Origin of the sequence: Ilumatobacter sp. (assembly GCF_049588435.1) — a bacterium.
Taxonomy (GTDB): Bacteria; Actinomycetota; Acidimicrobiia; order Acidimicrobiales; family Ilumatobacteraceae; genus Ilumatobacter_A.
In genome coordinates this window covers 1-21818 of the sequence record NZ_JBAVYV010000360.1, presented here as the reverse complement: position 1 = coordinate 21818, position 21818 = coordinate 1, and the positions used below count along the sequence as shown (strand labels likewise).

Sequence of the window (21818 nt, the reverse complement as noted above, 5' to 3'; positions counted from 1 at the left end):
CACCGACCGTCGCGCACGCTGTTCCTGCGACCACCGCCGAGCGTGCCATCGTCCCGACCAGCCCCGGGCGTCCCATACGTCGTCTCATCGAATGTCTCCTTGTTGTCGTGCGGTTTGGTCGAACGCGGTCAGTCTTCGAGCTCGGCGAGCTCGTCGAGCAATTGATCCACGACGAGCCCCGGCACCCGGAAGTTCGCAGCGAGGACACCGCCGGAGTTCACGATGGCGTCACGGAACGGCTTCGCCCACGTGTGCTCGAAGACCAGGATCGCAGCTGTGCTGTTGGGCTCCAGGCCCGCTGCGAGATGCTCGATGTCCTCGTCGGAGATCATCGCTTCGACCTGGTCCAGCAGGCCCGCGAGGCGTTGTGTCGCCTCGTCACCACCGTCCTGATCGAACTCGACGAACTCGAACTCGCCGTCGGCACCCTTCACGATCGCGACGCCGTCGACGATCGTGATCGTGTCGCTCTCGACCAGCCGTTCGAGTTCCGGGATGATCTCTCCATTGAATTGGTTCCCCGGGAACGCGACCTGGATGACCTCGATTGGACCTAGTGCCATGTGTCAGACCTCCATAGTCGGCTCGTTTGGCTTCTGCACCGTACTGCACCGCCGGTGCGGGAGCAACGCAATCGCGTCCTCACTCGAGTCAGTGGTCAGCGGTGATCGAGCGGAGAAACGCCTCGACCTCCGAACGGTGACGCGTCCGCTTCATCGGGGGCAACGCGCGCACGATGTCCCACCGGTAGTTGGCCTTCCCGAGACGCGGGTCCATGACCGCCACGACCCCGGTGTCCGTGGCGTTCCGGATCAGGCGACCGGCGGCCTGCGCCAGCATCATCGACGCCCGCGGGATGTCGATCTCGCTGAACGCCGTGCGTCCGAGTTGTTCCCGTCTGGCGGAGAGCAGTGGATCGTCGGGCCGTGGAAACGGGATCCGATCGATCACGACGAGCGAGAGGGTCGTTCCCGGAACGTCGACGCCCTGGAACAACCCGGCCGTCGCGAAGAGGCACGTCTCCTCATCGTCGGCGAAGGCCTTCACCAGCGCCGTCTTGGGCATGTCGCGCTGCGTCAGCACCGGCATGTCCAGGCGCTTGCGCATCTCCTCCGCGGCCTCGTCCATGGCTCGATAGCTGGTGAACAGGGCGAGCGTTCGGCCGCCGGCGGCGTTGATCAGCGCCTCGAGCTCGTCGTTGGCCTGCGCGCGGAACTCGGGGGAGTTCGGGTTCGGAAGGTGGATCGCGCAGTAGAGCATCGAGTTCGACTCGTAGTCGAACGGGCTCCCGACGTCCGCGACGTCGACCGCGTCCGACGCGATCCCGACGCGCGTTGCCAGGGTCGACGGGATCGTTGCACTGGTGAGGATCGCCGTGCGTCGCTTCCAGACGCCGTCGTCCATCGTCGGCCCGACGTCGAGCGGGGCGATCTCGAGGCGCGGCGAGTCCCGTGAGCCGGACACGAAGGCCACGTACCCCTCGCGCCCTTCGATCGCGATGTCGAGTTGCTGGATCGACCGGCCGGTCATCGTCTGAGCCCGCAGCTTGCGCTGCTTGGCGTCCTCGTTCGTCGTCTCGATGGCACCGAGTTCGTCGTTGACCTCGCCGAGTCGCAACCGCGCCGACGTGAGCGGTTCCTGCACCGAGTCGGGAAGGGGAGTGGTGAGTCGCTCTCCGACGTGCGGCGTCAGCGCATCGCGCAGCGACTCGGCCAGTTCGGCGACCCCACCCGTGAGCCGTGGGTCGTCGAGGATCCGGCGGATCGTCGCGGCGAGCGCGACGAATCGGCCGGGCGAGATCTCGACGCCGACCGTGTCGCTCATCACGTCCTCGAGCACGTGCGCCTCGTCGAAGATGACCACGTCGTGGTCGGGGAGGATCGCGTTGTCCGATGCGACGTTGAGGCCGTACAGATACGTGTTGACGACGACGACATCGGCGGCCTGCGAACGGCGCCGGGCTTCCTCGGCGAAACCGCCGGCACCCTGCGGACAACGTTCGGCACCCGGGCACTCATCGGACCCGACGCTCACCGAACGCCATGCCGTGTCGGTCGGCGCCCAATCCAGTTCGGCGACGTCGCCGGTCGGGGTCGTCGCCGACCAGTCCGCGAGGCGTTTGATCTCGGCCTTGGTGACCACGGCCATCGTGTCGAGCTCGAGCATTCCCTGGTCGGGGTTGGCCATCTCGCTCAACCGCTGGAGGCACACGTAGTTGCTGCGGCCCTTCAGGATCGACCAGTCGAAATCGATGCCGAGGTGTTCGGCCAGGAATGGGAGGTCCTTCGTCGCGAGCTGGTCCTGGAGCGCCTTCGTCGCCGTTGCGACGACGACCGACGCGCCCGACGCGAGCGCTGGCACGAGGTAGGCGAGTGTCTTCCCGGTGCCGGTTCCCGCCTGGACGACCAGGTGCCGCTTCGTCGCGATCGCGTGTTCGACGAGGGTGGCCATCTCGTGCTGGCCGTGTCGCTGCTCGTGGTGGTCCAGCGCCGCCGTGACCGTGTCGAGGAGCGCTGCGGTGCGACCGATGGTCTCGCTCACGGAGTCGGCACCAGCGCGAGCGCCGCATCGAGTTCGGTGGCATCGAAGTCCGGCCACGGCGCATCGGTGAAGTAGATCGCGGCTCCTGCCGCCTGCCACAGCAGGAAATTCGAGACACGCCGCTCGCCGCTGGTGCGCACGAGCACGTCGACCGGCGGGAGGTCGGGGACGTAGAGATGCCGCGAGATCGAGTCGGTGGTGATCCCGTCCGGGTCTTCACGCGCCTTCTCGACGGCACTGACCAGCTCCGAACGTCCGCCGTAGTCGAACGCGACGGTGAGGGTCATCCCGGTGTTGTCCGCGGTGTCACTGATCGCCTTGCGGATCGCGCGCTGGACGTAGCGGGGTGTCCGTGCCTCGCTGGAATCGAACGGGCGACCGATCCACTGGATGCGGACATTCAGTTCGTTGAGTTCTGCGACCCGGCCGAACAGCTTCTCGTGGAGACCGAGGATGTGGCGAACCTCCGGTCGGGGCCGGCGCCAGTTCTCCGTGGAGAACCCGAACACGGTCAGGAAACCGATGTCGCGTTGCACCGCGACACGGACCAGGCGGGCCAGGTTCTCCTCGCCCTCGGTGTGGCCCTCGGTGCGGGGGAGCCCCCGCCGACCGGCCCATCGACCGTTTCCATCCATGATGCACGCGACGTGCAGGCCATGGTCGGAGGCGGGATCACTCGGCACGAGCGATCAGGGTAGTGACTCCCGCCGAAATCACCGGACGTATGGAATGATGGGAACGTGTCGACCGCCCACACGCAGCAGTTCCTTCGCCACGTGATGGTCGTCGGTGGCACGTTGGGAGACTGGGACGACCTCGGCGTCAAGCGGTGGGATCAGCGGGTGAGTGAACTCGGTGCCGTCGCTGCCAACGCCGGCGCCACGTACCTCACGCTGCGGGCGTTCGAGCCCGGCAGCCGGCCGAGCGACAGCACGGGTTGGGAGCGTCACGTCGACGGTTGTCACGTGATCATCGATCCGAACGGTGACGGACGGGCTCGATTCGCCCAGGCGATGGCGGCCATCCCGCGTGAGGAACCGATCAACGAGGCCACCGTGTCCGAGATGCTGTACGCACCGGCCGACTACGAGCCGGACCTGATCGTCGTGCTCGGGGAACCGACTCGGCTCCCGCCGTCGCTGGTGTGGGAGTTGGCGTACGGCGAACTCGTGTTTCGGCCGATGGCTTGGGACGAGCTCACCAAGGACCACCTGGTCGAGGCGATTGCCGACTTCGCTCAGCGGGAGCGCCGCTTCGGAGGGCTCGACGATTCCGACGAGTCGGTCGGTTGAGCGGGCTCTATCACGACACGGGCGTCGTCCTGCGCACCTACAAACTGCGCGAGTCCGACAAGATCGTCGTCATCCACACCCGGGACAACGGCAAGGTCCGTGCCGTCGCGAAGGGTGTCCGCAAGACCCGGTCCAAGTTCGGTGCTCGGCTCGAACCGATGAGTCACGTCAAGCTGCTGCTGTACCGCGGTCGCGAGTTGGACATCGTCAGTCAGGCCGAGGCGGTCGAGCCGTTGTCCCCGATGCTGTCATCGCTCGATCGCGCCTCCCAGGGACTGGCTGCGCTCGAAGCGGTCGACCAGCTGTCGCTCGAACGCGAACCGAACCCACAGCTGTACCGAATGCTCGTCGGCGTCTTGCGCACCATCGCGGCGTCTCCGTCGCCCCTGAACGTCCCGGCGTTCTACTGGAAGTTGCTCGCACGGGAGGGTTTCCATCCGCAGCTCGACGCGTGCGTGCGGTGCAACGGAACCGAACCGGAGGTGCAGCTGGTGGCGTTCGACCTCAACGAGGGCGGAGTCCTCTGTCGTGCGTGTCGATCCGGCCAGGCGATCAGTCCGGCGGCACTCGGATTGCTCCGCGACATCCTCGGCGGGCGGCTCCAATACGCGCTCGACCAGGAGGAGTCACCCGCAACGCACGAGGTGTCGGCGCTGGCGACGAGGGCGCTCGAGTATCAGATCGAGCGTCGCCTGCGGGCCGTCGCGATGTTCGAAGCCCACTGATCGGGGCGCAAACCGAGCCCGAATGTCCATGTGTCGGTTCGGTGACGACGGGAACCGGTCGGACCACGTCGACGTCCAATGTGTCATGCAACACACCGACGTGAGCAGGACGGCGAGACGGACGACAACCCGCGCGATGGCCGCGCTGATGGCCGCAGGAACCATCGTCGCCGCGTGCTCGAGCGACGACTCGGCAACGGACGAGTCCCGCCCCGCCGACGCAGAGGGTGAGTTCACCGGGGACACCGCGTCGACCCAGGCGCCGACGGAGGCGATCGAGGTACCCGCAGCAACCGAGGAGGAGCCAGCCGAGGACGAAGCAGCCGAAGACGCGAGCGCCGCCGACGCGATGGAGGAGGGGGATGGAGGAGCCGACATCGATGCCGAGGCCGACCCGGGAGAGGATCGCACCGCCTCGATCGACGTCGAGGCACCGTTCGACGAATCCGACCCGGGAGAAGGCGATGGACTCTTCGACGACGAACCGTCCGATGACGTCGAGGACCGCTTCGACGACAATCGATTCGAGGACTACGGCTACCGCGAGTTTGTGGCGGCCGCCGATGATCCGCTGTCGACGTTCGCGCTCGATGTCGACACCGGCTCGTATTCGATCGCCCGCCGCTACCTGGACGAAGACGCGCTGCCGCCCCGTGAGTCGGTGCGGCCCGAGGAGTACGTCAACGCGTTCGACTACGACTACGACGCGCCACGCGACGGGCTCGACATCTCGGTCGACGGGGGACCGTCGCCGTTCGACGACGACAACATCCTCGTCCGGGTCGGAGTCCAGGGTGAGGAGGTGGCGGACGAGGATCGGGGACCAGCGGCGCTCACGTTCGTCATCGACACATCGGGTTCGATGGACCGCGACGACCGCCTCGGGCTGGTGAAGGAATCACTCGAGGTTCTCGTCGACGAACTGAACGACGACGACACCGTCGCCATCGTCACCTACAGCGACACTTCGGGAATCGTGCTCGAACCGACCCCGGTCCGCGACCGAGATCGGATCGTCGACGCCATCGACGAACTCGGTCCGGGTGGCTCGACCAACCTCGAGTCCGGTTTGCGCGAGGGGTACCAGCTGGCTCGGGAGGCCTTCGACGATGATGGAATCAACCGGGTGGTGCTCGCATCCGATGGCGTGGCGAACGCCGGGGTCACCGATCCGCAGGAACTGGCCTCGATGATCCGCGACGACGCAGATGCCGGCATCGACCTCGTCACGGTCGGCTTCGGGATGGGCAATTTCAACGACGTCACGATGGAGCAACTCGCCGACAACGGCGACGGCTTCTACGCATACGTCGACACGATCGACGAGGCCGAGCGTTTGTTCGAGGACGAGTTGACGTCGACGCTGCTGACCGTCGCGAAGGACGCCAAGATCCAGGTCGAGTTCGACGATCAGTTCGTCCAGGCCTACCGGCTCATCGGTTTCGAGAATCGAGGTGTCCGCGACAGCGATTTCCGCGATGACTCGGTCGACGCAGGCGAGCTGGGCGCAGGTCATCAGGTGACGGCGATCTACGAGGTCGACCTCGTCGACGATCTCGGCCTCGACGACCGTGCCGAGCTCGGCGTCGTGGCGTTGCGGTGGGAAGATCCCGACACCGGCGAGGTGACGGAGACCGACGAGGACATCGACCTGCGCGACGTCGAACCGGGCTGGCGTGACACGTCGGACGACTTCCAGTTGGCGACGGTGGTCGCTGCATTCGCCGAGAAGATGCGTGACAATCCGTTCGCGGACGCGGTCGACATCGAGGCGCTGGCCGAAGAGGCGGATCGCCTCGCCGACGTCATCGACGATGACGATGTCGACGAACTCGCAGCCCTCATCGCTGCAGCAGCAGACCACTCCTGACGCTTCCCGACCCGGACCCGGACCACGTTGCCCCTCGCCGTTCCGGTGAGATGTGAGACAACCCGTCCGCCCTGGATCTCACCGGAGAGTCCCGGAACCCCGTTGCGGTGAGAGTCCGGGCGACCCCTCGCTCTCACATCTCATCGGAAGGTGGTCTCACATCTCATCGGAAGGGGGGACATGGCCGCGTGGAGCTCCCGATATCGTGGCTCTGCCGACTCCCTCCCTGCACGACGATGTGAGGAGGAACATGAGCGATCTCACCACCGCAGCCCATGCCGTTCTGGCCCGCCAGCACGGAGTGGCGTCTGTCGAGGACCTGACCGGAGCGGGAATGAGCCGGCCACAGATCAAGGACGTTGTCCGGCGAGGCGGACTCGAACTCGTTCTCTCGGGCGCCTATCGGAGCCCGTCGGTGGCGGACTCCGATTGGCAACGTTGCTCGGCCGTCTGTCGAGCGCATCCTGAGCTGATCGTCGCCGGCCCGACGGCGGGGCGCTTGTACGAACTCCGCCGCCTGCCGGGAGATCGGCGCATCCACGTGATCGGGCCTCCGCATTCGCACCCGACGCTGGCGACGTGGGTGAAGGTGTTCCGCACAGCGACGCTTCGAGCAGACGACGTGGTCGAACGTTCGGACGGCATCCGGATTCTGAATCGCCCTCGACTTGCGCTGGACCTCGCTCGGTGGATGAACGATCGCGACCTCGTGTCGGTCGTCGAGCAGTGCATGCACGACGGCCATCACGCGAAGGCGGAGATGATCGGAGCGGCGAGCGACTGGACGAGCCCTCGCCGCCGCTGGGTGCGTCGGTATCTCGAGGTCGTGCGTCGACGGATCGACGGGCCGGCGGCCGAGTCCCACCTCGAAGTGGTGGTCGGTGACCGCTTGCGGGAGCACGGTGTCGTCGGTCTCGTCCGTCAGCACCCCGTGAGGCTGCCCGGCTACGGCGCCGTCAGGTTCGACCTGGCAATCCCTGAGATTCGTTGGGCTGTCGAGGTCGACGGCTTCCCGACCCATCGTGAAACCGCAGGATCCCGAGCCGATGCGGAACGCGACGCAGCCGCGCACCGCGTGGGCTGGATCGTCCGCCGACTCGGACCGCAGCAGTTGGGTGGCGCCCTCGACGCGAGCCTCCGATCGCTCGCCGAGGAGGTCGCACTGCTGCGCCGTGCCTCCTGATCGCCTCCGATGAGATGTGAGACGTGCAGGTTGTCTCACATCTCACCGGAGCGGGTCGTCGTGGTGCTCCGGTGAGAGTCGGGAGCGATGGGTTGTCTCACATCTCACCGGAAGGTGGGGAGCGGATCAGGGGGAGGTGGTTCGTGGGCGTGGATCCGGCGGGTCAAGCCGGTGCGGGCGCCCTAGCCTTGCGGGCTGTATGGCCGCCACCGACCTCGAACAGATCGTCTCCCTCTGCAAACGCCGTGGGTTCGTGTACCAGTCCGCCGAGATCTACGGCGGTTTCCGCTCGACCTACGACTACGGCCCCCTCGGTTCGCTCCTCCTGCGCAACGTCAAGGAGGCGTGGTTGCGTTCGATGGTGCAGCAGCGTGACGACGTCGTGTTGATCGATGCCGCGATCCTCAGCCCGCCGCAGGTGTGGCAGGCATCGGGCCACCTGGCCAACTTCTCCGATCCATTGGTCGACTGCACCAACTGCAAGAACCGCTTCCGCCTCGACAAGCTCGACGACCCCGATGTGTGCCCGAACTGCGGCGAGAAGGACAGTTTCACCGAAGCCCGCGAGTTCAACCTGATGTTCAAGACCCAGGCCGGACCGGTCGAGGGAACCGGCGCCGATGCCTACCTGCGTCCGGAGACGGCGCAGGGCATGTTCACCAACTTCGGTCAGGTGTTGCAGACGAGCCGCAAGAAGCCGCCGTTCGGCATCGCGCAGGTCGGCAAGTCGTTCCGCAACGAGATCACCCCGCAGAACTGGATCTTCCGGACCCGCGAGTTCGAGCAGATGGAGATGGAGTTCTTCGTCCCGCCCGAAGACAGCCAGACCTGGTACGAGTACTGGTGCAACGAGCGGTTGAACTGGTACATCGAGCACGGGATCCCCGCCGACATGCTGATGTTGCGCCCGCACGACGACGACGAGCTGTCGCACTATTCGATCGGGACGTCCGACGTCGAGTTCAAGTTCCCGTGGGGCTTCGACGAGCTCGAGGGCATCGCCCAGCGCACCGACTTCGACCTCAAGGCACACGCCGCCGTCTCGGGTGAGCGTCTCGACTACTTCGACCCGCAGACGAACGAGCGCTACGTGCCATACGTGGTCGAACCGGCCGCCGGTGCCACCCGGACGATGGCTGCATTCCTGCTGGCCGCGTACGACGAGGACGAGGTGAACGGCGAATCGCGCACCGTACTGCGCCTGCATCCGCGCCTCGCTCCGTACAAGATCGCCGTGCTCCCGCTGAGCAAGAAAGACACGCTCACACCGCTGGCGCACGATGTTCGCAAGCTGCTCTCCGACCGCTACATGGTCGACTACGACGAGACCCAGAACATCGGCAAGCGCTACCGACGCCAGGACGAGATCGGGACGCCGTTGGCCGTCACGGTCGACTTCGATTCGCTCGATGACAACGCAGTCACGATTCGCGACCGCGACACGACCGAGCAGGTTCGCGTGCCGATCGACGAACTGCTGTCCACGGTCGGCGATCGCCTCGGCTTCTGACGGGTGACGGAGTGGGTCGGACCCACCCCGTCACGATACGTTCGGGTGATGAGCAAGGTTTCTGTCATCGCCAAGATCACCGCCCTCGAGGGAAAGCGCAGCGAACTGATCGCAGCGATGGGTCCCATGATGGATCACGTCGAGGCCAACGAGCCCGACACGCTGACGTACATCGTCAGCGAGGACACCGCCGACGAGAACGTGATCTGGATGTACGAGGAGTACACCAGCGCCGAGGCGCTTGCTGCCCACAGCTCGAGCGACACGATGAAGGAACTCGGAATGGCGTTGCGCCCGTTAGCCGGTGGTCGTCCCGAGATCACCGTGTGCAACCCCGTACGCGGCAAGGGCCTGTGACGGCCACCTATCTCGACGCAATTCTCGACCACCATCGAGCCGCCGCGGCGGCAGATTCGCGCACGGTCGACCAACTTCTCGACGCCGTCGGCGACCTGCCGCCCGCTCGGGGCTTCCGCGACGCGCTGGCGGGCTCCGGTCGGCTGGGCGTGATCTCCGAGATCAAGCGTCGGTCGCCGTCGAAGGGCGATCTTCACGCCGACCTCGACCCGGCCGAGATGGCGCGCGTGTACGAGCGTGGGGGAGCGACGTGTCTGTCGGTCCTCACCGACACGCCGCACTTCGGTGGATCGGTGAGCGATCTGCAGATGGCTCATCAGGCGTGCGCGCTCCCGGTGCTCCGCAAGGACTTCACCGTGAGTGCCCTCGATGTGGTCGACGCGCGGTTGATGGGAGCGGACTGTGTGTTGCTGATCGCTGCCGCACTCGACCGAACCGAACTCGTCGACTTCCATCGGCTTGCGGTCGAGGTCGGACTCGACGTGCTCGTCGAGATCCACGACGAGGCGGAACTCGAACTTGCGCTCGCGGCCGACGCCACGTTGATCGGCGTCAACCAACGCGACCTGGTCACGTTCCAGGTCGATCACGAGCGCGCCGAACGCATGGCCGGGGTGATCCCCGACTCGGCGGTCAAGGTTGCCGAGTCCGGGGTTCGCGACGCGGCCGATGCGCATCGCCTCGAAACTGCGGGCTACGACGCCGTGCTCGTCGGTGAGACGCTCGTCACGAGCAGTGACCCGGCTGCCGCGATCGCCGCTCTGATCGCCAACAGCGAGTAGTCGCCCGACACGGAACGTCCGAGAAATCGGCCCCAGGCGCCGGTCACTCGGAACCGGCTACTCGGCGAGCAGCTCCGGTGAGCACGAGGCCGGAGCCGTGACCGGATTGCATCGAGCGATCGCCCCGCCGGGCAACATCACGACGTAGGGACTGTCGAAGTAGGTCGAGGGCTCGTAGTAGTCGGTGCTCAGATACTGGGCACCGCCGGCGAGCGCGGCGTCGAGTTTGGCGGTGTCGTTCTCCCGGGCATCGACGGTCGGTGAATCCGTCCGCGTGCGGATGAGGTAGCCGGCCGACGTTGCAGCGTCGAGGCTCGGATCGGTCGGGTCGTCGAAGCGGACAAAGGCGGCGTCCGGCGCTCCGGGTGTCGAACTGGTGAACATCGGTCGACCCTCGAGCACGGGCGTGTCGGCGATGTAGAGGTCACGCTGGGCCCCGGCGTCGTTCAGCACGACCACAACCTGACCGCGCGTGTCGGCGAGCTCGGGCCACCCGATGCCCTCGACCGCATCGGTGAGAGAGGCTGCGTCGCCGCGTACCTCATCGGGATCGAGCAACCGCTCGGGAGACAGCGCCGAACGAACCTCGGCGTCGAGTGCACCCAGCACTTCGGCGGTCGTCTCGACCGGCACGGCCCACGGGAGGTCGATGGTGAGGTCGATCCCTTCCTCGGCGGCCGCTTCGGGTACCGACAGCGACTTCAACTCGACCAGGACGACGATCGGCAGGTGGTTCGGGTGGTCGGCCGACCACGTGTCGATCTCGCCGAGGCACGCCACGAGTGTCAGACAGGTGGTCGCGTAGTCGAAATCCTGCGTGTGCAGCACTTTGAAGCCCGGTTCGTCGAGCGCCGGCTCGCCGGATTCGACCGGGAGACCGACGACGGGATTCGCCGCACGGTTGGCGTACAAGCCGCCGTCGGGGTCGGCAAACACGTCGAGTTCGAACTGGCGGATACCGAAATCGGCGAGCTGTTCGGAGCGGGGTCGGTCGGCGCGGTTGCGGTGTCGGCGACCTCGACGTCGCCGCTGCTCGAGCACGAGGCTGCGAGCACCACCGCACCGCAGGCGACGGCGCCACGGATGGTCGTTCGGAGCTGTGTCACGTCGGTGTCGGCTGTGCTTCGGAACGCCGAGCGCGTTCGCGACGCGCTCCGGCGACGAGCACCCGCTGGTACAACCCGGCGGGCAGACGCGAGACGATGTCGAACATGACTGCATCGGGACCGATGAGCGCGCGGCGACGGTTGCGTTCGACCGCCTTGAGGATCTGTCGGGCCGCCTTGTCGGGCGTGGTTCGAGCGAGCTTGTCGAAGCTGTCGACGAACTCCTCGGGATCGGCTCCCGCCACGAGGATCGACTCGTCGGTCCGGGCGTTGCGGGCGATGTTCGTCTTGATCCCACCGGGGTGGATCGTGGTGGACGAGACCCCGCACGGGTCGATCTCGAGCTCCATCCGGAGCGCGTCGGTGAAGCCGCGGACACCGAATTTCGACGCGTTGTAGGCCGACTGGGTCGGGATGCTGATCAATCCGAACACACTCGAGATGTTGACGAGGTGGCCCTCCCCGCTCTCCTTCAGATGCGGCAGGAACGCCTGGGTCCCGTGCACGACGCCCCAGAAGTTGACGTTCATCAGCCACTCGAAGTCGGTGATCGACTGGCCGAGCGCGGTTGCCCCGAGCGCGACTCCGGCATTGTTGACGACGAGGTTGACCTGTCCGTGGTCGGCTGCGACTTCGTCGGCCCACGCGAACACGGCGGCACGATCGCCGACATCGACCCGGGCGGGTCGCACCGCGACGCCGAATCGTTCGCAGCGCAACACGGTTTCGGCAAGTCCCTCCTCGTCCACGTCACTCAACGACAGACGACAACCACGCTGCGCCAGCTCCTCGGCCAATGCGCGTCCGATGCCGGAGCCGGCACCGGTGATCGCCGCCACACGTCCACGGAAATTCTTCATCCGAAACTCTTCATCCAAAATCCTTGATCATCGGCATCGTCGTCAGCTCAGCTGTGCCAGCGTTCGATGCCTTCGACGACACGTTCGTTCAGCGTCTCGAGGAACTGCACTCGGGCCCACTTCTTCTGCTCGCCGGAGATCAGGTTCCACGGAGCCGTTTGGTGGTCGGTCATCGCAAACATGTCCTCGATCGCAGCGGAGTACTGGGGCCACTTCTCGCGATTTCGCCAGTCCTCGTCGATCAACTTCCACCGCTTCAACGGGTCGTCCCGCCGGGCCTCGAATCGCTTGAGCTGCTCGTCTTCGCTCACGTGCAGCCAGAATTTCACCACGATGACGCCCTCCATGACGACGCCGCGTTCGAACTGAACGATCTCGTCGTAGGCGCGCATCCACTCTTCGCGAGTGGCGAAACCTTCGACGCGCTCGACCAGGACCCGGCCGTACCAACTGCGGTCGAACACGCACATTCCGCCCTGTCCGGGGACCTTGCTCCAGAATCGCCAGAGGAAGTGGTGGCGCTTGTCGCGGTCCGAGGGCTTTGCGTAGGAGTACACCGAGTAGTGCCGTGGGTCGAGCCGTTCGACCGTGCGGCGGATCGCTCCGCCCTTGCCGCCGGCGTCGACGCCTTCCACGACGATCAGCAGGCCTGGGCCGATCTGGCCGCCGGTCGTCTGACCACCGAGCCCGAGTCGGAGCTCGAGGAACTTCGCCTGCGCGATGCGGAGACGTTCTTCGTATTCGTCCTTGTCGAGTCGGAGTGTCAGATCGATCTCGTCGAGGCGCCCCATCGGGCACGACCATAGACCGCCGACCCTCGCCCGGGAGATACGGTCACATCACCATGTTCGTCAAAATCTGCGGCATCACGAACGAAGACGACGCGTTGCTCGCCGTGGCGATGGGGGCCGATGCGGTCGGCTTCATCTTCGCCCCATCGGAACGACAGATCGCGCCGCAGAAGGCGTACGACATCACGCGTCGGTTGCCGCCCGAAGTGCTCACCGTCGGAGTGTTCCGCAACGACCTTCCCGCCCGGGTCGTCGACATCGCCCACCGCGCCGGCGTCAAGGCGGTGCAACTCCACGGGCGTGAGACGGCGGAGCAGTGCAGGGAGATCGCCGGGCATTTCCGGTGGACGATCAAGGCGTTCGCTGCGGGCGACGACAACCTCCCATCGGCGGACACGTACGGCACCGACATGATCCTGATGGACGCCCCCGAACCGGGCTCGGGCAAGGTCTTCGATTGGAACCTGGCCGGTGACGCTCCCTCGCAGATGAAACTGATTCTGGCCGGCGGACTGAACCCGGGCAACGTCGCCGCGGCGATCACCGAGGTCGAGCCGTGGGGCGTCGACGTGGCGAGCGGTGTGGAGAGCGCTCCGGGCAAGAAGGATCCGATCGCCGTGATGCGCTTCATCGCCAACGCGAAAGCGGCCGCACCCGAGCAGTATCTCGGCGAGGACGAGGGCCCCTACAACTGGGACTTCGAGTAGGCGGCTGACTGAGGACGACGCTCAAAGCCGTCATTCTGCGTCTCACATACGATGACACGCACGATGACCGGACAGCGATCGGCCAATCGGTGCCTGACACCCGATGACCGATGGGTACCCTCGGCAGCGATGACGCCACCAGCTGCGAACACGTTGAGTGCACCCCCCGATTCGACCGGTCGCTTCGGCGAGTTCGGCGGACGTTTCGTCCCCGAGACGCTCGTTCCCGCGTGCCAGGAGTTGGAGACGGCATTCGCCGACGCATGGGTGGATCCCGCCTTCCGTGACGAGTTGACGCGGGTGCACACGCAGTACTCGGGCCGTCCATCGATCCTGACCGAGTGTCACAACCTCGGCGAGCGCCTCGGGATCCGCTTGATCCTCAAACGAGAGGACCTGAACCACACCGGGTCACACAAGATCAACAACGTGATCGGCCAGGCCCTGCTGGCCAAGCGGATGGGCAAGAAACGCATCGTCGCCGACACCGGAGCGGGCCAGCACGGGGTCGCGAGCGCAACCGCAGCGGCGCTGATGGGGCTCGACTGCAAGGTGTACATGGGCGCGGTCGACGTGGAGCGTCAGGCTCTGAACGTGTTCCGGATGAAGCTCCTCGGCGCCGAGGTCGAGTCGGTCCAGTCCGGCAGCCGGACCCTCAAGGACGCCGTGAACGAAGCGATGCGTCACTGGGTGGCGAACGTGTCCGACACCCACTTCTGTCTCGGGTCGGTCGTCGGTCCGCACCCGTATCCGTACATGGTGCGCCAGTTCCAATCGATCGTCGGCGATGAGGCCCACGAGCAGATCCAGGAGATGACGGGCGCCATGCCCGACGTGGTCGTGGCGTGCGTCGGCGGAGGCTCGAACGCGATGGGGATCTTCTCCGGCTTCGTGGACGAGCCGGACGTCCGACTGGTCGGTGTCGAACCCGCCGGTGGAGCGGCGATCGGGCGGGGGACACCCGGTGTCGTCCACGGCTCACGGAGCTACCTGATGCAGGACGAGGTCGGCCAGGTCGAGGAAGCGTTGTCGATTTCGGCGGGCCTCGACTACCCCGGTGTCGGGCCCGAGCACGCCCACCTCGCGGCGATCGGCCGAGCGGAGTACCCCAGCGTCACCGATGCCGAGGTGATCACGGCGTTCCGACTCCTATCCGAAACCGAGGGAATCATCCCGGCGCTCGAGTCGGCGCATGCGGTGGCATGGATCAGCCGCATCGCGGACGAGATCGAGGGCCGGACGGTCCTGTTGAGTCTGTCCGGTCGTGGCGACAAGGACGTCGCACAGATGATGGACATCCTCGCTGACGAGATGGGCGGTGAAGTCTGATGGACCAGACGCCGATCGGTCGGATGGAGAGCGAGTTTCGGGCCAAGCGAGCCGACGGCCGCAAACTTCTGGTGCCCTACATCACGGGGGGCTATCCGGGCTGGCAGGAGGCGATCCGAGCCTGTGCGGCCAACGGAGCCGACGCCGTCGAGATCGGGATTCCGTTCTCCGATCCGGTGATGGACGGTCCGGTGATCCAGGAGGCAAGCCAGGCCGCGCTCGACGCCGGAATCACCCCGATGGCGATCCTCGACGAGGTCCCCGACCTCGACGTCGAGATCCCGCTCGCGGTGATGACGTACTACAACCTGGTCCATCACCCTGGGCCAGAACGGTTCGCGGCGAGCCTCCAGCGCGCCGGAATTGCCGGGGCGATCCTTCCCGATCTGCCGCTGGAGGAGTCCGGGCCCTGGTGTGCGGCCGCGGACGAACACGGCATCGAGACGATCATGCTCGCCGCTCCAACCGCCCCGGATGAGCGGCTGCCGCTCGTCGCTGCCCGTGCGCGCGGCTTCCTGTATTCGGTCGGGTTGCTCGGCGTGACCGGCGAACGCACCAGCCTCGCCGAGACCGCGACCGATCTGGCCGCCCGGCTGAAGGCCATCACCGATGTCCCCGTCCTCGTCGGTGTCGGCGTCTCGAACGCCGAGCAGGCATACCAGGCCTCGCGGATCGCCGATGGTGTGATCCAGGGTGCCAGCATGGTGCGTCGCCTGATGGAGTCGGGTCCCGACGCCGTCGGTGAATACGTCGCTGAGGTACGCGCCGCGATCGACGCGTAGGGGGTTCTCGGCCGCGGCCCCATGCCGTCAACCGAGGATCGGCACTCAGCGGGGGCGAGCTACGCCGTGCGTCCGGAAGACCCGACGACCGTCAGCACGACCGCCACACCCAACACCGCGAACGGATCGGTGTGCCACGCACTCGCAGCGCTTCGGAACACGGCGATGTCCGGGACGTACGCCTCGGCCAGAGTCCACACGACCACGACCGCAGCGCCGGCTTCCGCCGCGCTCTCGGGTCGGTGACGGGCCCAGCAGACCGCGATGGCGATCGCGGTCCCGATGAGCGCAGACACAGCAGCGGGCGACACCGAACCGGCGTGCTGATCGAAGAACCAGGCTCGTGCGATCAGGAGCATCGTCACCGAGATCATCGCCGCGGGGAGGAGGACCACCAAGCGCAGCATGAGGCGCGCTGATGCCGTCGTCGGCAACGCTCGGATGAACCGGAAACCCTCGTCGTCGAGGCCGAGCGCGACGCCCGCCGCCAACGCTCCGGGTGCGACCGTTGCCAGGACGTCGGGAACCTGCGACGAGCGCCAGCTCATCACTGCGCCGATGGTCACCAACCCCGTCGTGATCGCAGCCAACGGGCCCAGCGGAGTCACCGAGACGGTCGCTCGGATTGACTGGGTGGCGACGGCGGGTTCGATCATGACAGTGTCCGCGCGGCAGGGCTCAGAACGGCGCGACGACGAGTTGCGCGACAACGGCGAGCGCGGCGAGCAGCGCTCCACCGCCGACCAGTCGCCCACGTGGGTGTTGTCGCAGCGCGAGCCCACTGAACACAGCGACGAGCGCGAGGAGGTACAGGTCGTGGAGAGCCACGGTGGGAGCGTGGACCAACTGGCGCTCCGGGAATTCGAGTGGCTGGACCTGCATCAGCGCCGTCGCGTAGACGTAGCGCTCGTTCCACAGCCACCAGGGGCCGAGACCGATGAACAGCAGGAGCAGTCCGAGCACGATCGGCGGACTGGACCAGCGAGCTGCTCGACCGGTCGCAACGCCGGCCGCTCCGACGACGGCGACCACGAGCGGCGGCTGGAGCAGGTCGAAGATCGAGTGCACCGCGCCCTCCGTACGCGCCGACCCGTCCCCCATCCGGAAACCTCCCTCGAGACGACTGGCGATACCGAACAGCGCCATGACGAACGCGACGAGGCAGATCGGCACGACGAGGCTGGCCAGCCTCGCCATCGCCCGTTCATCACCACCCAGTGGTGCGCTGTCAGCGAGCGACGGGCGTCGCGATGATCGGTCCCGATGTCCCGCACGCACCCCCACGATCCACATTGCGAACGTCATCGGGAAGCTCGAGAGCGGGACCAGATCCCGATACTTCGTGGCCGACTGCGGCTGTCCCCTCATCGCGACGACGAGGCTCGCGAGCGTGAGCGCGAGGCCGATCCACAGCGAGAGGCGTCGCAGCATCGTGAACGACTCGACTCGGGCGAGGTGGGCGATCGCGGTGCGGTGGCGTGCATCCGCGAGCGATGGAGTGGCGGGGATCGACTCGGTGGCGGTGTGTCCGATCATCACTCGATCACTGCGGCGCGACGACGAGTTGGGCAACGACGGACAGCGCGGCGATCGCGGCGCCGCCGAGCGCGAGCCGACGTCTGACGGGGCCGCGCACCGCGAGCCCGCAGAATCCAGCGGCGAGGCCGACCAGGTACAGATCGTGCAGGCCGACGGTCGGCCAGTGGACGGCGTCGAGGTCCTCGACAGGCTGGATCTGCATCAGCGCTGTCGCGTAGACGTAGTCCGCGTTCCACATCCAGTAGACGCTCCCCGTCATGAACAGCGCCACGACTCCGAGCACGATCGCCGGGCCCGACCGGACGACGGCGCGTCCGACCGCGATGGCGGCCGCACCGACCACGGCGACGACGAGTGGCGGCTGCAGCAGCTCGAGGATCGAGTGCGTGGCGCGGTCGTTGCGAGCCGTCCCCTCGCCGATCCAGAATCCGCCTTCGATGCGGCTGCCCACGCTGATCACGATCGTCAAGAGGGCGGCTGAACCGACCGGCACGATCAGGCTTGCGAGTCGCGCCCACGCGCGATCGTCGCCATCGAGCGGCGCGTCCTCGGACAGCGGTGCGCCATGGTGCGAGCGATCGCGATGTCCCGCACGAACGCCGGCCACGAACGTCGTCAGCGTCATCGGATAGATGGCGAGCGGCACGAGCGACTGGTACTTCTGAGCGGACCACTCCTCGTCGGCGAGCGCTCCGGTGACGGCCACGACCACGCTCACGACGAACCCGATCCAAATCGATGCCCGTGTGAGCATCGTGGCGGTTTCGATCCGAGCGAGTTCGACGAGGGAGTCGCGTCGCACGGCGTCCCGTTCGAACGGTGTGAGGAGTGCAGTGGCCGTCATGTGCCCGCCGCCTCGTCGGTTGCGACGAGCAGGTATCCGTCGTCGAGCGTCGGCTCGACCACGTCTGCCGCGGCCGGAGGGACCCCGATGTTGCGGATGTCGCCATCGCCGGTCACCCATGACCGGAGCGCATCGGTGTCGGGCTGCTCGCTGATCCAGACTCTTCCCACCGCCCGGTTGGCGAGGTCACGTGGTGAACCATCGAACAGCAGACGTCCGTGATCGAGCACGAGGACGCGTTGGCAGAACGCGGCGACCTCCTCGGTCTGATGCGTCGAGAGCAGCACCGTGGCTCGTCGACCGATCTCGGACAGCACCGTACGCAGGCGGAGGCGCTGGTCGGGGTCGAGACCCGCCGACGGTTCGTCCAGCACGAGCAGGTCGGGCCGCCCGAGCAGCGCGGCGGCGAGCGCCACTCTGCGCTGCATCCCGCCGGAGAGTGTCCGGATCCGTCGGTGCATGTCGTCGGTCATCCCGACGTCGTCGAGGACCCGGCGAACCTCGGCGCGCCGGGTCGGTCGATCGGTGATCTCCTTGAGCACGGCGACATAGTCGACGAGATCGAATGCGGTGAAGTTCCGGTACAGGCCGGCCTCCTGCGGCAGGTACCCGAGTCGTCGGCGAATGGCGAGCCGGTCGTCGGCATCGGCGGGGTCGAGGCCGAACACCTTGATCGCCCCGCCGTCCTGTGCGAGGACCGTGGCGAGCATCCTCAGCAACGTGCTCTTCCCTGCACCGTTGGGGCCGAGCAACCCGATGACGCCGAGCCCACCGGACCAGTCGAGATCGTCGACGGCGATGGTGGAGCCGAAGGTCTTGCTCAGCGACGTCAGCTCGATGACCGGGGCACTACTCATCGGATCCTCCAGGCAGGGAGTTCGTTGCGCCGCACGACCGTGATGGCGATGGAAGCGAGGGTGATGGCGACGAGCGCCGTTTGGACCGGAACTCGCTCAGCGGCGAAGTCGGCGAGATCGAGTTGGGCGCTGGGCGATCGTGGGCCCCACGACCACGTCGCGACGGCCAGTGCCCACACGCACCCCAGCGCCAGCGCGACCCGTCGCGGTTCGACCCAGGTGGACGCCGCCACGACGAGAGCCGTCAACGCGAGCCCGGGAAGCAGCCAGATCGCGACGTCGGAGAGCCCGACGGACACGAAGACACTCGCTGCCGCGACGGCGAGCAGTGCCGAGCCGCTCGCGAGCATCGCCCGGAAGAACGGCAGCCGCCCGGCGGCCAGCGGTGTCGCACCCGCCAGTTGACCGGCTGGGTCGATGCCGGTCTGGAAGGCGACGACGGCACCGATGAGTGGCGCCACGGGTGCGAGCATGACGAACAGGGGAAGCGACGCCCGGGGGGCCACGGTCGCGGCGATGCCGACGCTGACGAGCACCCCGACGGCGACGACAAGCGTCGCGAGCACCAGCAGCGGGCTCGCCGTCGAGACCTGGAGCGCGGTCGTTGACGAGCGCAATGGACGGCCGCTCACGTCGATCCGATCGGCGATCTGCGCCCACATCTCCTGTGCCCGCGTGTCCGCTCCCGCGGGCGATCGACCGATGAGCGCTGATCGACATCGATCACACCCGAGGAGATGGGACTCCACCGACGCGCGGGTGAATGTCGAGATCGACTGGTGGGCGTATCGGTCCAGGTCGTGGTCACTGATGTGCCAATCCTCGACGGCGGTCATATCAGTGCCTCTCTCATCTCGCGCTTGGCCCGCATCATCCGCGTCTTCACCGTCCCGGTCGGGATGCCGAGCAGGCGGCCGGCCTCCTGACAGCTGAGCCCGTCGAGCACCGTGGCCTGAACGACCATCCGTAACTCGGGAGACAACCGTCCCAGCGCCATTCCGACATCACCGTGTTCCACTCCGACGAGGAGCTCGTCCTCTGCCGACAGCAGGTCGGGCGAACGCTGTGCCAGCAGACGTTCGCGCAGTGATTTCCGGGGTCTCATTACGTGCAACAGCCGACGGATACCGATGCCCCAGATCCATGCCGCCACCGGACCGGTGGCGCGGTACTTGTGGGCCGAACTCCAGATTGCGACGAACGTGTCCTGCACCGCCTCCTCGACCATCGTGCGGTCGGAGCATCGATATGCGAGACGGATCGAGAGCCAGGGCTGGTGGCGTGCGTACAGCTCGTGGAGCGCTGCACGATCTCGCTCGACGACGGCGGCGACGAGCTCGACGTCGGTGCGATCATCGGGACACCCCCGGGTCATGCACAACTGTGCCACCGAACGCCCGGGGCGGTTCACCGAATTCGCACGGGAACCCGGTCGACGTCATCGGAGCGAAGGCGACACGAACGCCGGGTGCGCTTCGCCGGACTCGGGATCGTCATGGTCGGTGTCACCAGGCAGGCCGGTGCAGGCCGAGACGGTCGACCACACGACGATCAGAGCCGTGGCCAATCGTGTGTGTCGACGGGTGGTGCGCATACCGGTCCGTTGCGCCGAGCAGTGGATTCGGTTCGCCGGTGAACCGACGAATCGGTTCGGCGCGACACATGGGTGGGTACCCGAGTTGGCTCGTCGTGTTCAGAGGAAGGAGGGCACCATGAAGCTGATGGTCGCATGCGCGATCCTGCTGCTCGTCGGTCTCCTGCTCGGCGGCGTATGGAGCCGGCTCGACTTCCGGAGTCCGGACCCGCCGGGCTCGGGTGAGGCGTTGACGCCGACTCTCGTGGCCGCGCGAGTTGCGTGGTTCGCGTCGCTCGCACTCACCGGTGGGGTCGTCGCGGGCATCACCGTGATCGGTGGGGGAGGCCGCCTCGCGATGCGCTTGCTCGCCGTCACCGCTGGTGATCCTGCGCAGGGTCGGACCACGGAGGCGGGCGAGACGGTCGGCGAGATCACGGTGGACGGCACTGTCGGATTCGTGCTGTTCAACGGGATCTTCGGTGGCGTCGCTGCCGCATCGCTGTATCTCCTGGTCCGCCGATTCCTGCCTCGGGCACGGTTCGGTGGGGCCACGTTCGGGGTGGGGCTGCTGATCTTGGCCGGCACGACGATCGATCCACTCCGTGCGGACAATCCCGACTTCGACATCGTCGGTCCGGGCTGGCTCTCGCTCGTCGTTTTCGGTGCGCTCGCGGTCGCCTTCGGCATCGTGCTGGCCGGGGTCCTGGCCAGGCTGAGCCAGTGGTTGCCACTCTTGGCCGTCGACCGACGCGTCCTGCTGCGCTATCTCGCGCCTGCGTTGCTGGCGGTGCTCGCGTTCTCGATCACCGCACTCGTGGTGGTGATCACGGTCGCAGCGATCGTCCTGACCAGATGGCAGCCCTTGGTCGATGCCGTGCGGTCTCGGCGCTGGATCACCGCCGGCCGGGTGGTCGGGATCGTGGCAGTCCTGATCGCGCTTCCGAGCGCCGTCTCGACGTTCATCGACATCGGCAGTCGCTGACCATGGCTCGGATCATCGACCACGCGCGACGACCGAGGTTCACGACACGTCTGCGGTCCGTGGTCGACGGCGTGCAGGGCAGTCAGGCCTGGAGCTCGATCTTCCGCCCCGGTTCGATCTTCCGCAAGGGCTACACCGACAGCCCGCGTAACCGCAGCTACGTGATCATGAACTCGGTGCTGTAC

At 66.8% G+C, this 21818-nt stretch carries 23 protein-coding genes and 1 pseudogene; 12 read left to right on the top strand and 12 right to left on the bottom strand.

Features of this window, described 5'->3' with window-relative positions:
- Positions 1 to 128: 128 nt before the first annotated feature.
- From WBV89_RS14015 to uppS, 3 genes are all read right to left on the bottom strand, one after another.
- The gene (locus tag WBV89_RS14015; protein WP_423981975.1) at positions 129 to 563 is read right to left on the bottom strand and encodes a DUF6325 family protein; all 435 of its coding nucleotides are present in this window, start codon (positions 561 to 563) and stop codon (positions 129 to 131) included.
- A gap of 88 nt (positions 564 to 651) precedes the next feature.
- Entirely contained in the window at positions 652 to 2541 is a 1890-nt protein-coding gene (locus tag WBV89_RS14010; protein WP_423981974.1) for an ATP-dependent DNA helicase, read from the bottom strand.
- Positions 2538 to 3224, bottom strand: coding sequence for a polyprenyl diphosphate synthase (gene uppS / locus WBV89_RS14005; RefSeq protein ID WP_423981973.1), 687 nt, complete (start codon positions 3222 to 3224; stop codon positions 2538 to 2540). Before uppS ends, WBV89_RS14010 begins: the two co-directional genes overlap by 4 nt.
- A 57-nt stretch (positions 3225 to 3281) precedes the next feature.
- On the opposite strand from uppS, the gene WBV89_RS14000 reads away from it, so the two are divergent.
- The 7 genes from WBV89_RS14000 to trpC all read left to right on the top strand — a co-directional run bounded on the left by WBV89_RS14000 (position 3282) and on the right by trpC (position 10260).
- Complete coding sequence (locus tag WBV89_RS14000) at positions 3282 to 3833, top strand: undecaprenyl diphosphate synthase family protein (RefSeq protein ID WP_423981972.1); 552 nt, start codon at positions 3282 to 3284, stop codon at positions 3831 to 3833.
- Positions 3830 to 4558: a DNA repair protein RecO gene (gene recO, locus WBV89_RS13995; RefSeq protein ID WP_423981971.1), complete on the top strand. Its 729-nt coding sequence runs from the start codon at positions 3830 to 3832 to the stop codon at positions 4556 to 4558. Before WBV89_RS14000 ends, recO begins: the two co-directional genes overlap by 4 nt.
- Positions 4559 to 4706: 148 nt before the next feature.
- Positions 4707 to 6428 (top strand): YfbK domain-containing protein, encoded by a 1722-nt coding sequence (locus WBV89_RS13990; RefSeq protein ID WP_423981970.1) that lies wholly within the window; start codon positions 4707 to 4709, stop codon positions 6426 to 6428.
- Positions 6429 to 6678: 250 nt separating this feature from the next.
- Positions 6679 to 7611, top strand: a complete 933-nt coding sequence (locus WBV89_RS13985; protein ID WP_423981969.1) for a hypothetical protein — start codon at positions 6679 to 6681, stop codon at positions 7609 to 7611.
- Between the two features lie 199 nt (positions 7612 to 7810).
- Entirely contained in the window at positions 7811 to 9121 is a 1311-nt protein-coding gene (locus WBV89_RS13980) for a glycine--tRNA ligase (protein WP_423981968.1), read from the top strand.
- A 48-nt stretch (positions 9122 to 9169) separates the two neighbouring features.
- Positions 9170 to 9478: a putative quinol monooxygenase gene (locus tag WBV89_RS13975; RefSeq protein WP_423981967.1), complete on the top strand. Its 309-nt coding sequence runs from the start codon at positions 9170 to 9172 to the stop codon at positions 9476 to 9478.
- On the top strand, positions 9475 to 10260 hold the full coding sequence (gene trpC / locus WBV89_RS13970; protein ID WP_423981966.1) for an indole-3-glycerol phosphate synthase TrpC: 786 nt from the start codon (positions 9475 to 9477) through the stop codon (positions 10258 to 10260). Before WBV89_RS13975 ends, trpC begins: the two co-directional genes overlap by 4 nt.
- A gap of 57 nt (positions 10261 to 10317) precedes the next feature.
- On the opposite strand, the gene WBV89_RS13965 is transcribed toward trpC, so the two are convergent.
- The 3 genes from WBV89_RS13965 to WBV89_RS13955 form a co-directional block, all read right to left on the bottom strand.
- Positions 10318 to 11301: a Ca2+-dependent phosphoinositide-specific phospholipase C gene (locus tag WBV89_RS13965; RefSeq protein ID WP_423981965.1), complete on the bottom strand. Its 984-nt coding sequence runs from the start codon at positions 11299 to 11301 to the stop codon at positions 10318 to 10320.
- Positions 11302 to 11362: 61 nt separating this feature from the next.
- Entirely contained in the window at positions 11363 to 12226 is an 864-nt protein-coding gene (locus tag WBV89_RS13960) for an SDR family NAD(P)-dependent oxidoreductase (RefSeq protein ID WP_423981964.1), read from the bottom strand.
- 47 nt (positions 12227 to 12273) lie between these two features.
- Complete coding sequence (locus tag WBV89_RS13955) at positions 12274 to 13017, bottom strand: polyphosphate kinase 2 family protein (RefSeq protein ID WP_423981963.1); 744 nt, start codon at positions 13015 to 13017, stop codon at positions 12274 to 12276.
- 53 nt (positions 13018 to 13070) lie between these two features.
- On the opposite strand from WBV89_RS13955, the gene WBV89_RS13950 reads away from it, so the two are divergent.
- The 3 genes from WBV89_RS13950 to trpA all read left to right on the top strand — a co-directional run bounded on the left by WBV89_RS13950 (position 13071) and on the right by trpA (position 15835).
- Positions 13071 to 13724: a phosphoribosylanthranilate isomerase gene (locus WBV89_RS13950; RefSeq protein ID WP_423981962.1), complete on the top strand. Its 654-nt coding sequence runs from the start codon at positions 13071 to 13073 to the stop codon at positions 13722 to 13724.
- A gap of 129 nt (positions 13725 to 13853) precedes the next feature.
- Entirely contained in the window at positions 13854 to 15053 is a 1200-nt protein-coding gene (trpB, locus tag WBV89_RS13945) for a tryptophan synthase subunit beta (RefSeq protein ID WP_423981961.1), read from the top strand.
- Positions 15053 to 15835, top strand: coding sequence for a tryptophan synthase subunit alpha (trpA, locus tag WBV89_RS13940; RefSeq protein WP_423981960.1), 783 nt, complete (start codon positions 15053 to 15055; stop codon positions 15833 to 15835). The genes trpB and trpA overlap by 1 nt, the downstream gene beginning before the upstream one ends.
- A gap of 59 nt (positions 15836 to 15894) precedes the next feature.
- Here the strand turns inward: trpA and WBV89_RS13935 are convergent, their stop codons facing one another.
- The 6 genes from WBV89_RS13935 to WBV89_RS13910 are packed head-to-tail and all read right to left on the bottom strand — an operon-like array spanning position 15895 to position 20450.
- Positions 15895 to 16491, bottom strand: coding sequence for a hypothetical protein (locus tag WBV89_RS13935; protein ID WP_423981959.1), 597 nt, complete (start codon positions 16489 to 16491; stop codon positions 15895 to 15897).
- Between the two features lie 22 nt (positions 16492 to 16513).
- Positions 16514 to 17371 (bottom strand): hypothetical protein, encoded by an 858-nt coding sequence (locus WBV89_RS13930; RefSeq protein ID WP_423981958.1) that lies wholly within the window; start codon positions 17369 to 17371, stop codon positions 16514 to 16516.
- 7 nt (positions 17372 to 17378) lie between these two features.
- Positions 17379 to 18218, bottom strand: coding sequence for a hypothetical protein (locus WBV89_RS13925; RefSeq protein ID WP_423981956.1), 840 nt, complete (start codon positions 18216 to 18218; stop codon positions 17379 to 17381).
- Positions 18215 to 19075, bottom strand: coding sequence for an ABC transporter ATP-binding protein (locus WBV89_RS13920; protein ID WP_423981955.1), 861 nt, complete (start codon positions 19073 to 19075; stop codon positions 18215 to 18217). The genes WBV89_RS13925 and WBV89_RS13920 overlap by 4 nt, the downstream gene beginning before the upstream one ends.
- Entirely contained in the window at positions 19072 to 19911 is an 840-nt protein-coding gene (locus WBV89_RS13915; RefSeq protein ID WP_423981954.1) for a hypothetical protein, read from the bottom strand. Before WBV89_RS13915 ends, WBV89_RS13920 begins: the two co-directional genes overlap by 4 nt.
- Entirely contained in the window at positions 19908 to 20450 is a 543-nt protein-coding gene (locus WBV89_RS13910) for an RNA polymerase sigma factor (RefSeq protein ID WP_423981953.1), read from the bottom strand. Before WBV89_RS13910 ends, WBV89_RS13915 begins: the two co-directional genes overlap by 4 nt.
- 337 nt (positions 20451 to 20787) lie before the next feature.
- On the opposite strand from WBV89_RS13910, the gene WBV89_RS13905 reads away from it, so the two are divergent.
- Together WBV89_RS13905 and WBV89_RS13900 are read left to right on the top strand one after the other, a co-directional pair.
- The gene (locus WBV89_RS13905; protein ID WP_423981952.1) at positions 20788 to 21633 is read left to right on the top strand and encodes a hypothetical protein; all 846 of its coding nucleotides are present in this window, start codon (positions 20788 to 20790) and stop codon (positions 21631 to 21633) included.
- Positions 21634 to 21635: 2 nt separating this feature from the next.
- Positions 21636 to 21818 (top strand): annotated as a pseudogene (locus tag WBV89_RS13900) (cytochrome B6); the annotation flags it as partial.

Coding starts and splice junctions, on each gene's coding strand:
- WBV89_RS13910 (WP_423981953.1), bottom strand. CDS start 20,450: ATGACCCGGGGGTGTCCCGATGATCGCACCGACGTCGAGCTCGTCGCC.
- trpA (WP_423981960.1), top strand. CDS start 15,053: ATGGACCAGACGCCGATCGGTCGGATGGAGAGCGAGTTTCGGGCCAAG.
- WBV89_RS13930 (WP_423981958.1), bottom strand. CDS start 17,371: ATGATCGGACACACCGCCACCGAGTCGATCCCCGCCACTCCATCGCTC.
- trpB (WP_423981961.1), top strand. CDS start 13,854: ATGACGCCACCAGCTGCGAACACGTTGAGTGCACCCCCCGATTCGACC.
- WBV89_RS13920 (WP_423981955.1), bottom strand. CDS start 19,075: ATGAGTAGTGCCCCGGTCATCGAGCTGACGTCGCTGAGCAAGACCTTC.
- WBV89_RS13975 (WP_423981967.1), top strand. CDS start 9,170: ATGAGCAAGGTTTCTGTCATCGCCAAGATCACCGCCCTCGAGGGAAAG.
- WBV89_RS13935 (WP_423981959.1), bottom strand. CDS start 16,491: ATGATCGAACCCGCCGTCGCCACCCAGTCAATCCGAGCGACCGTCTCG.
- WBV89_RS13905 (WP_423981952.1), top strand. CDS start 20,788: ATGAAGCTGATGGTCGCATGCGCGATCCTGCTGCTCGTCGGTCTCCTG.
- WBV89_RS13915 (WP_423981954.1), bottom strand. CDS start 19,911: ATGACCGCCGTCGAGGATTGGCACATCAGTGACCACGACCTGGACCGA.
- WBV89_RS14015 (WP_423981975.1), bottom strand. CDS start 563: ATGGCACTAGGTCCAATCGAGGTCATCCAGGTCGCGTTCCCGGGGAAC.
- WBV89_RS13925 (WP_423981956.1), bottom strand. CDS start 18,218: ATGACGGCCACTGCACTCCTCACACCGTTCGAACGGGACGCCGTGCGA.
- WBV89_RS13955 (WP_423981963.1), bottom strand. CDS start 13,017: ATGGGGCGCCTCGACGAGATCGATCTGACACTCCGACTCGACAAGGAC.
- WBV89_RS13985 (WP_423981969.1), top strand. CDS start 6,679: ATGAGCGATCTCACCACCGCAGCCCATGCCGTTCTGGCCCGCCAGCAC.
- WBV89_RS13990 (WP_423981970.1), top strand. CDS start 4,707: ATGGCCGCAGGAACCATCGTCGCCGCGTGCTCGAGCGACGACTCGGCA.
- WBV89_RS13980 (WP_423981968.1), top strand. CDS start 7,811: ATGGCCGCCACCGACCTCGAACAGATCGTCTCCCTCTGCAAACGCCGT.
- WBV89_RS13950 (WP_423981962.1), top strand. CDS start 13,071: ATGTTCGTCAAAATCTGCGGCATCACGAACGAAGACGACGCGTTGCTC.
- WBV89_RS13960 (WP_423981964.1), bottom strand. CDS start 12,226: ATGAAGAATTTCCGTGGACGTGTGGCGGCGATCACCGGTGCCGGCTCC.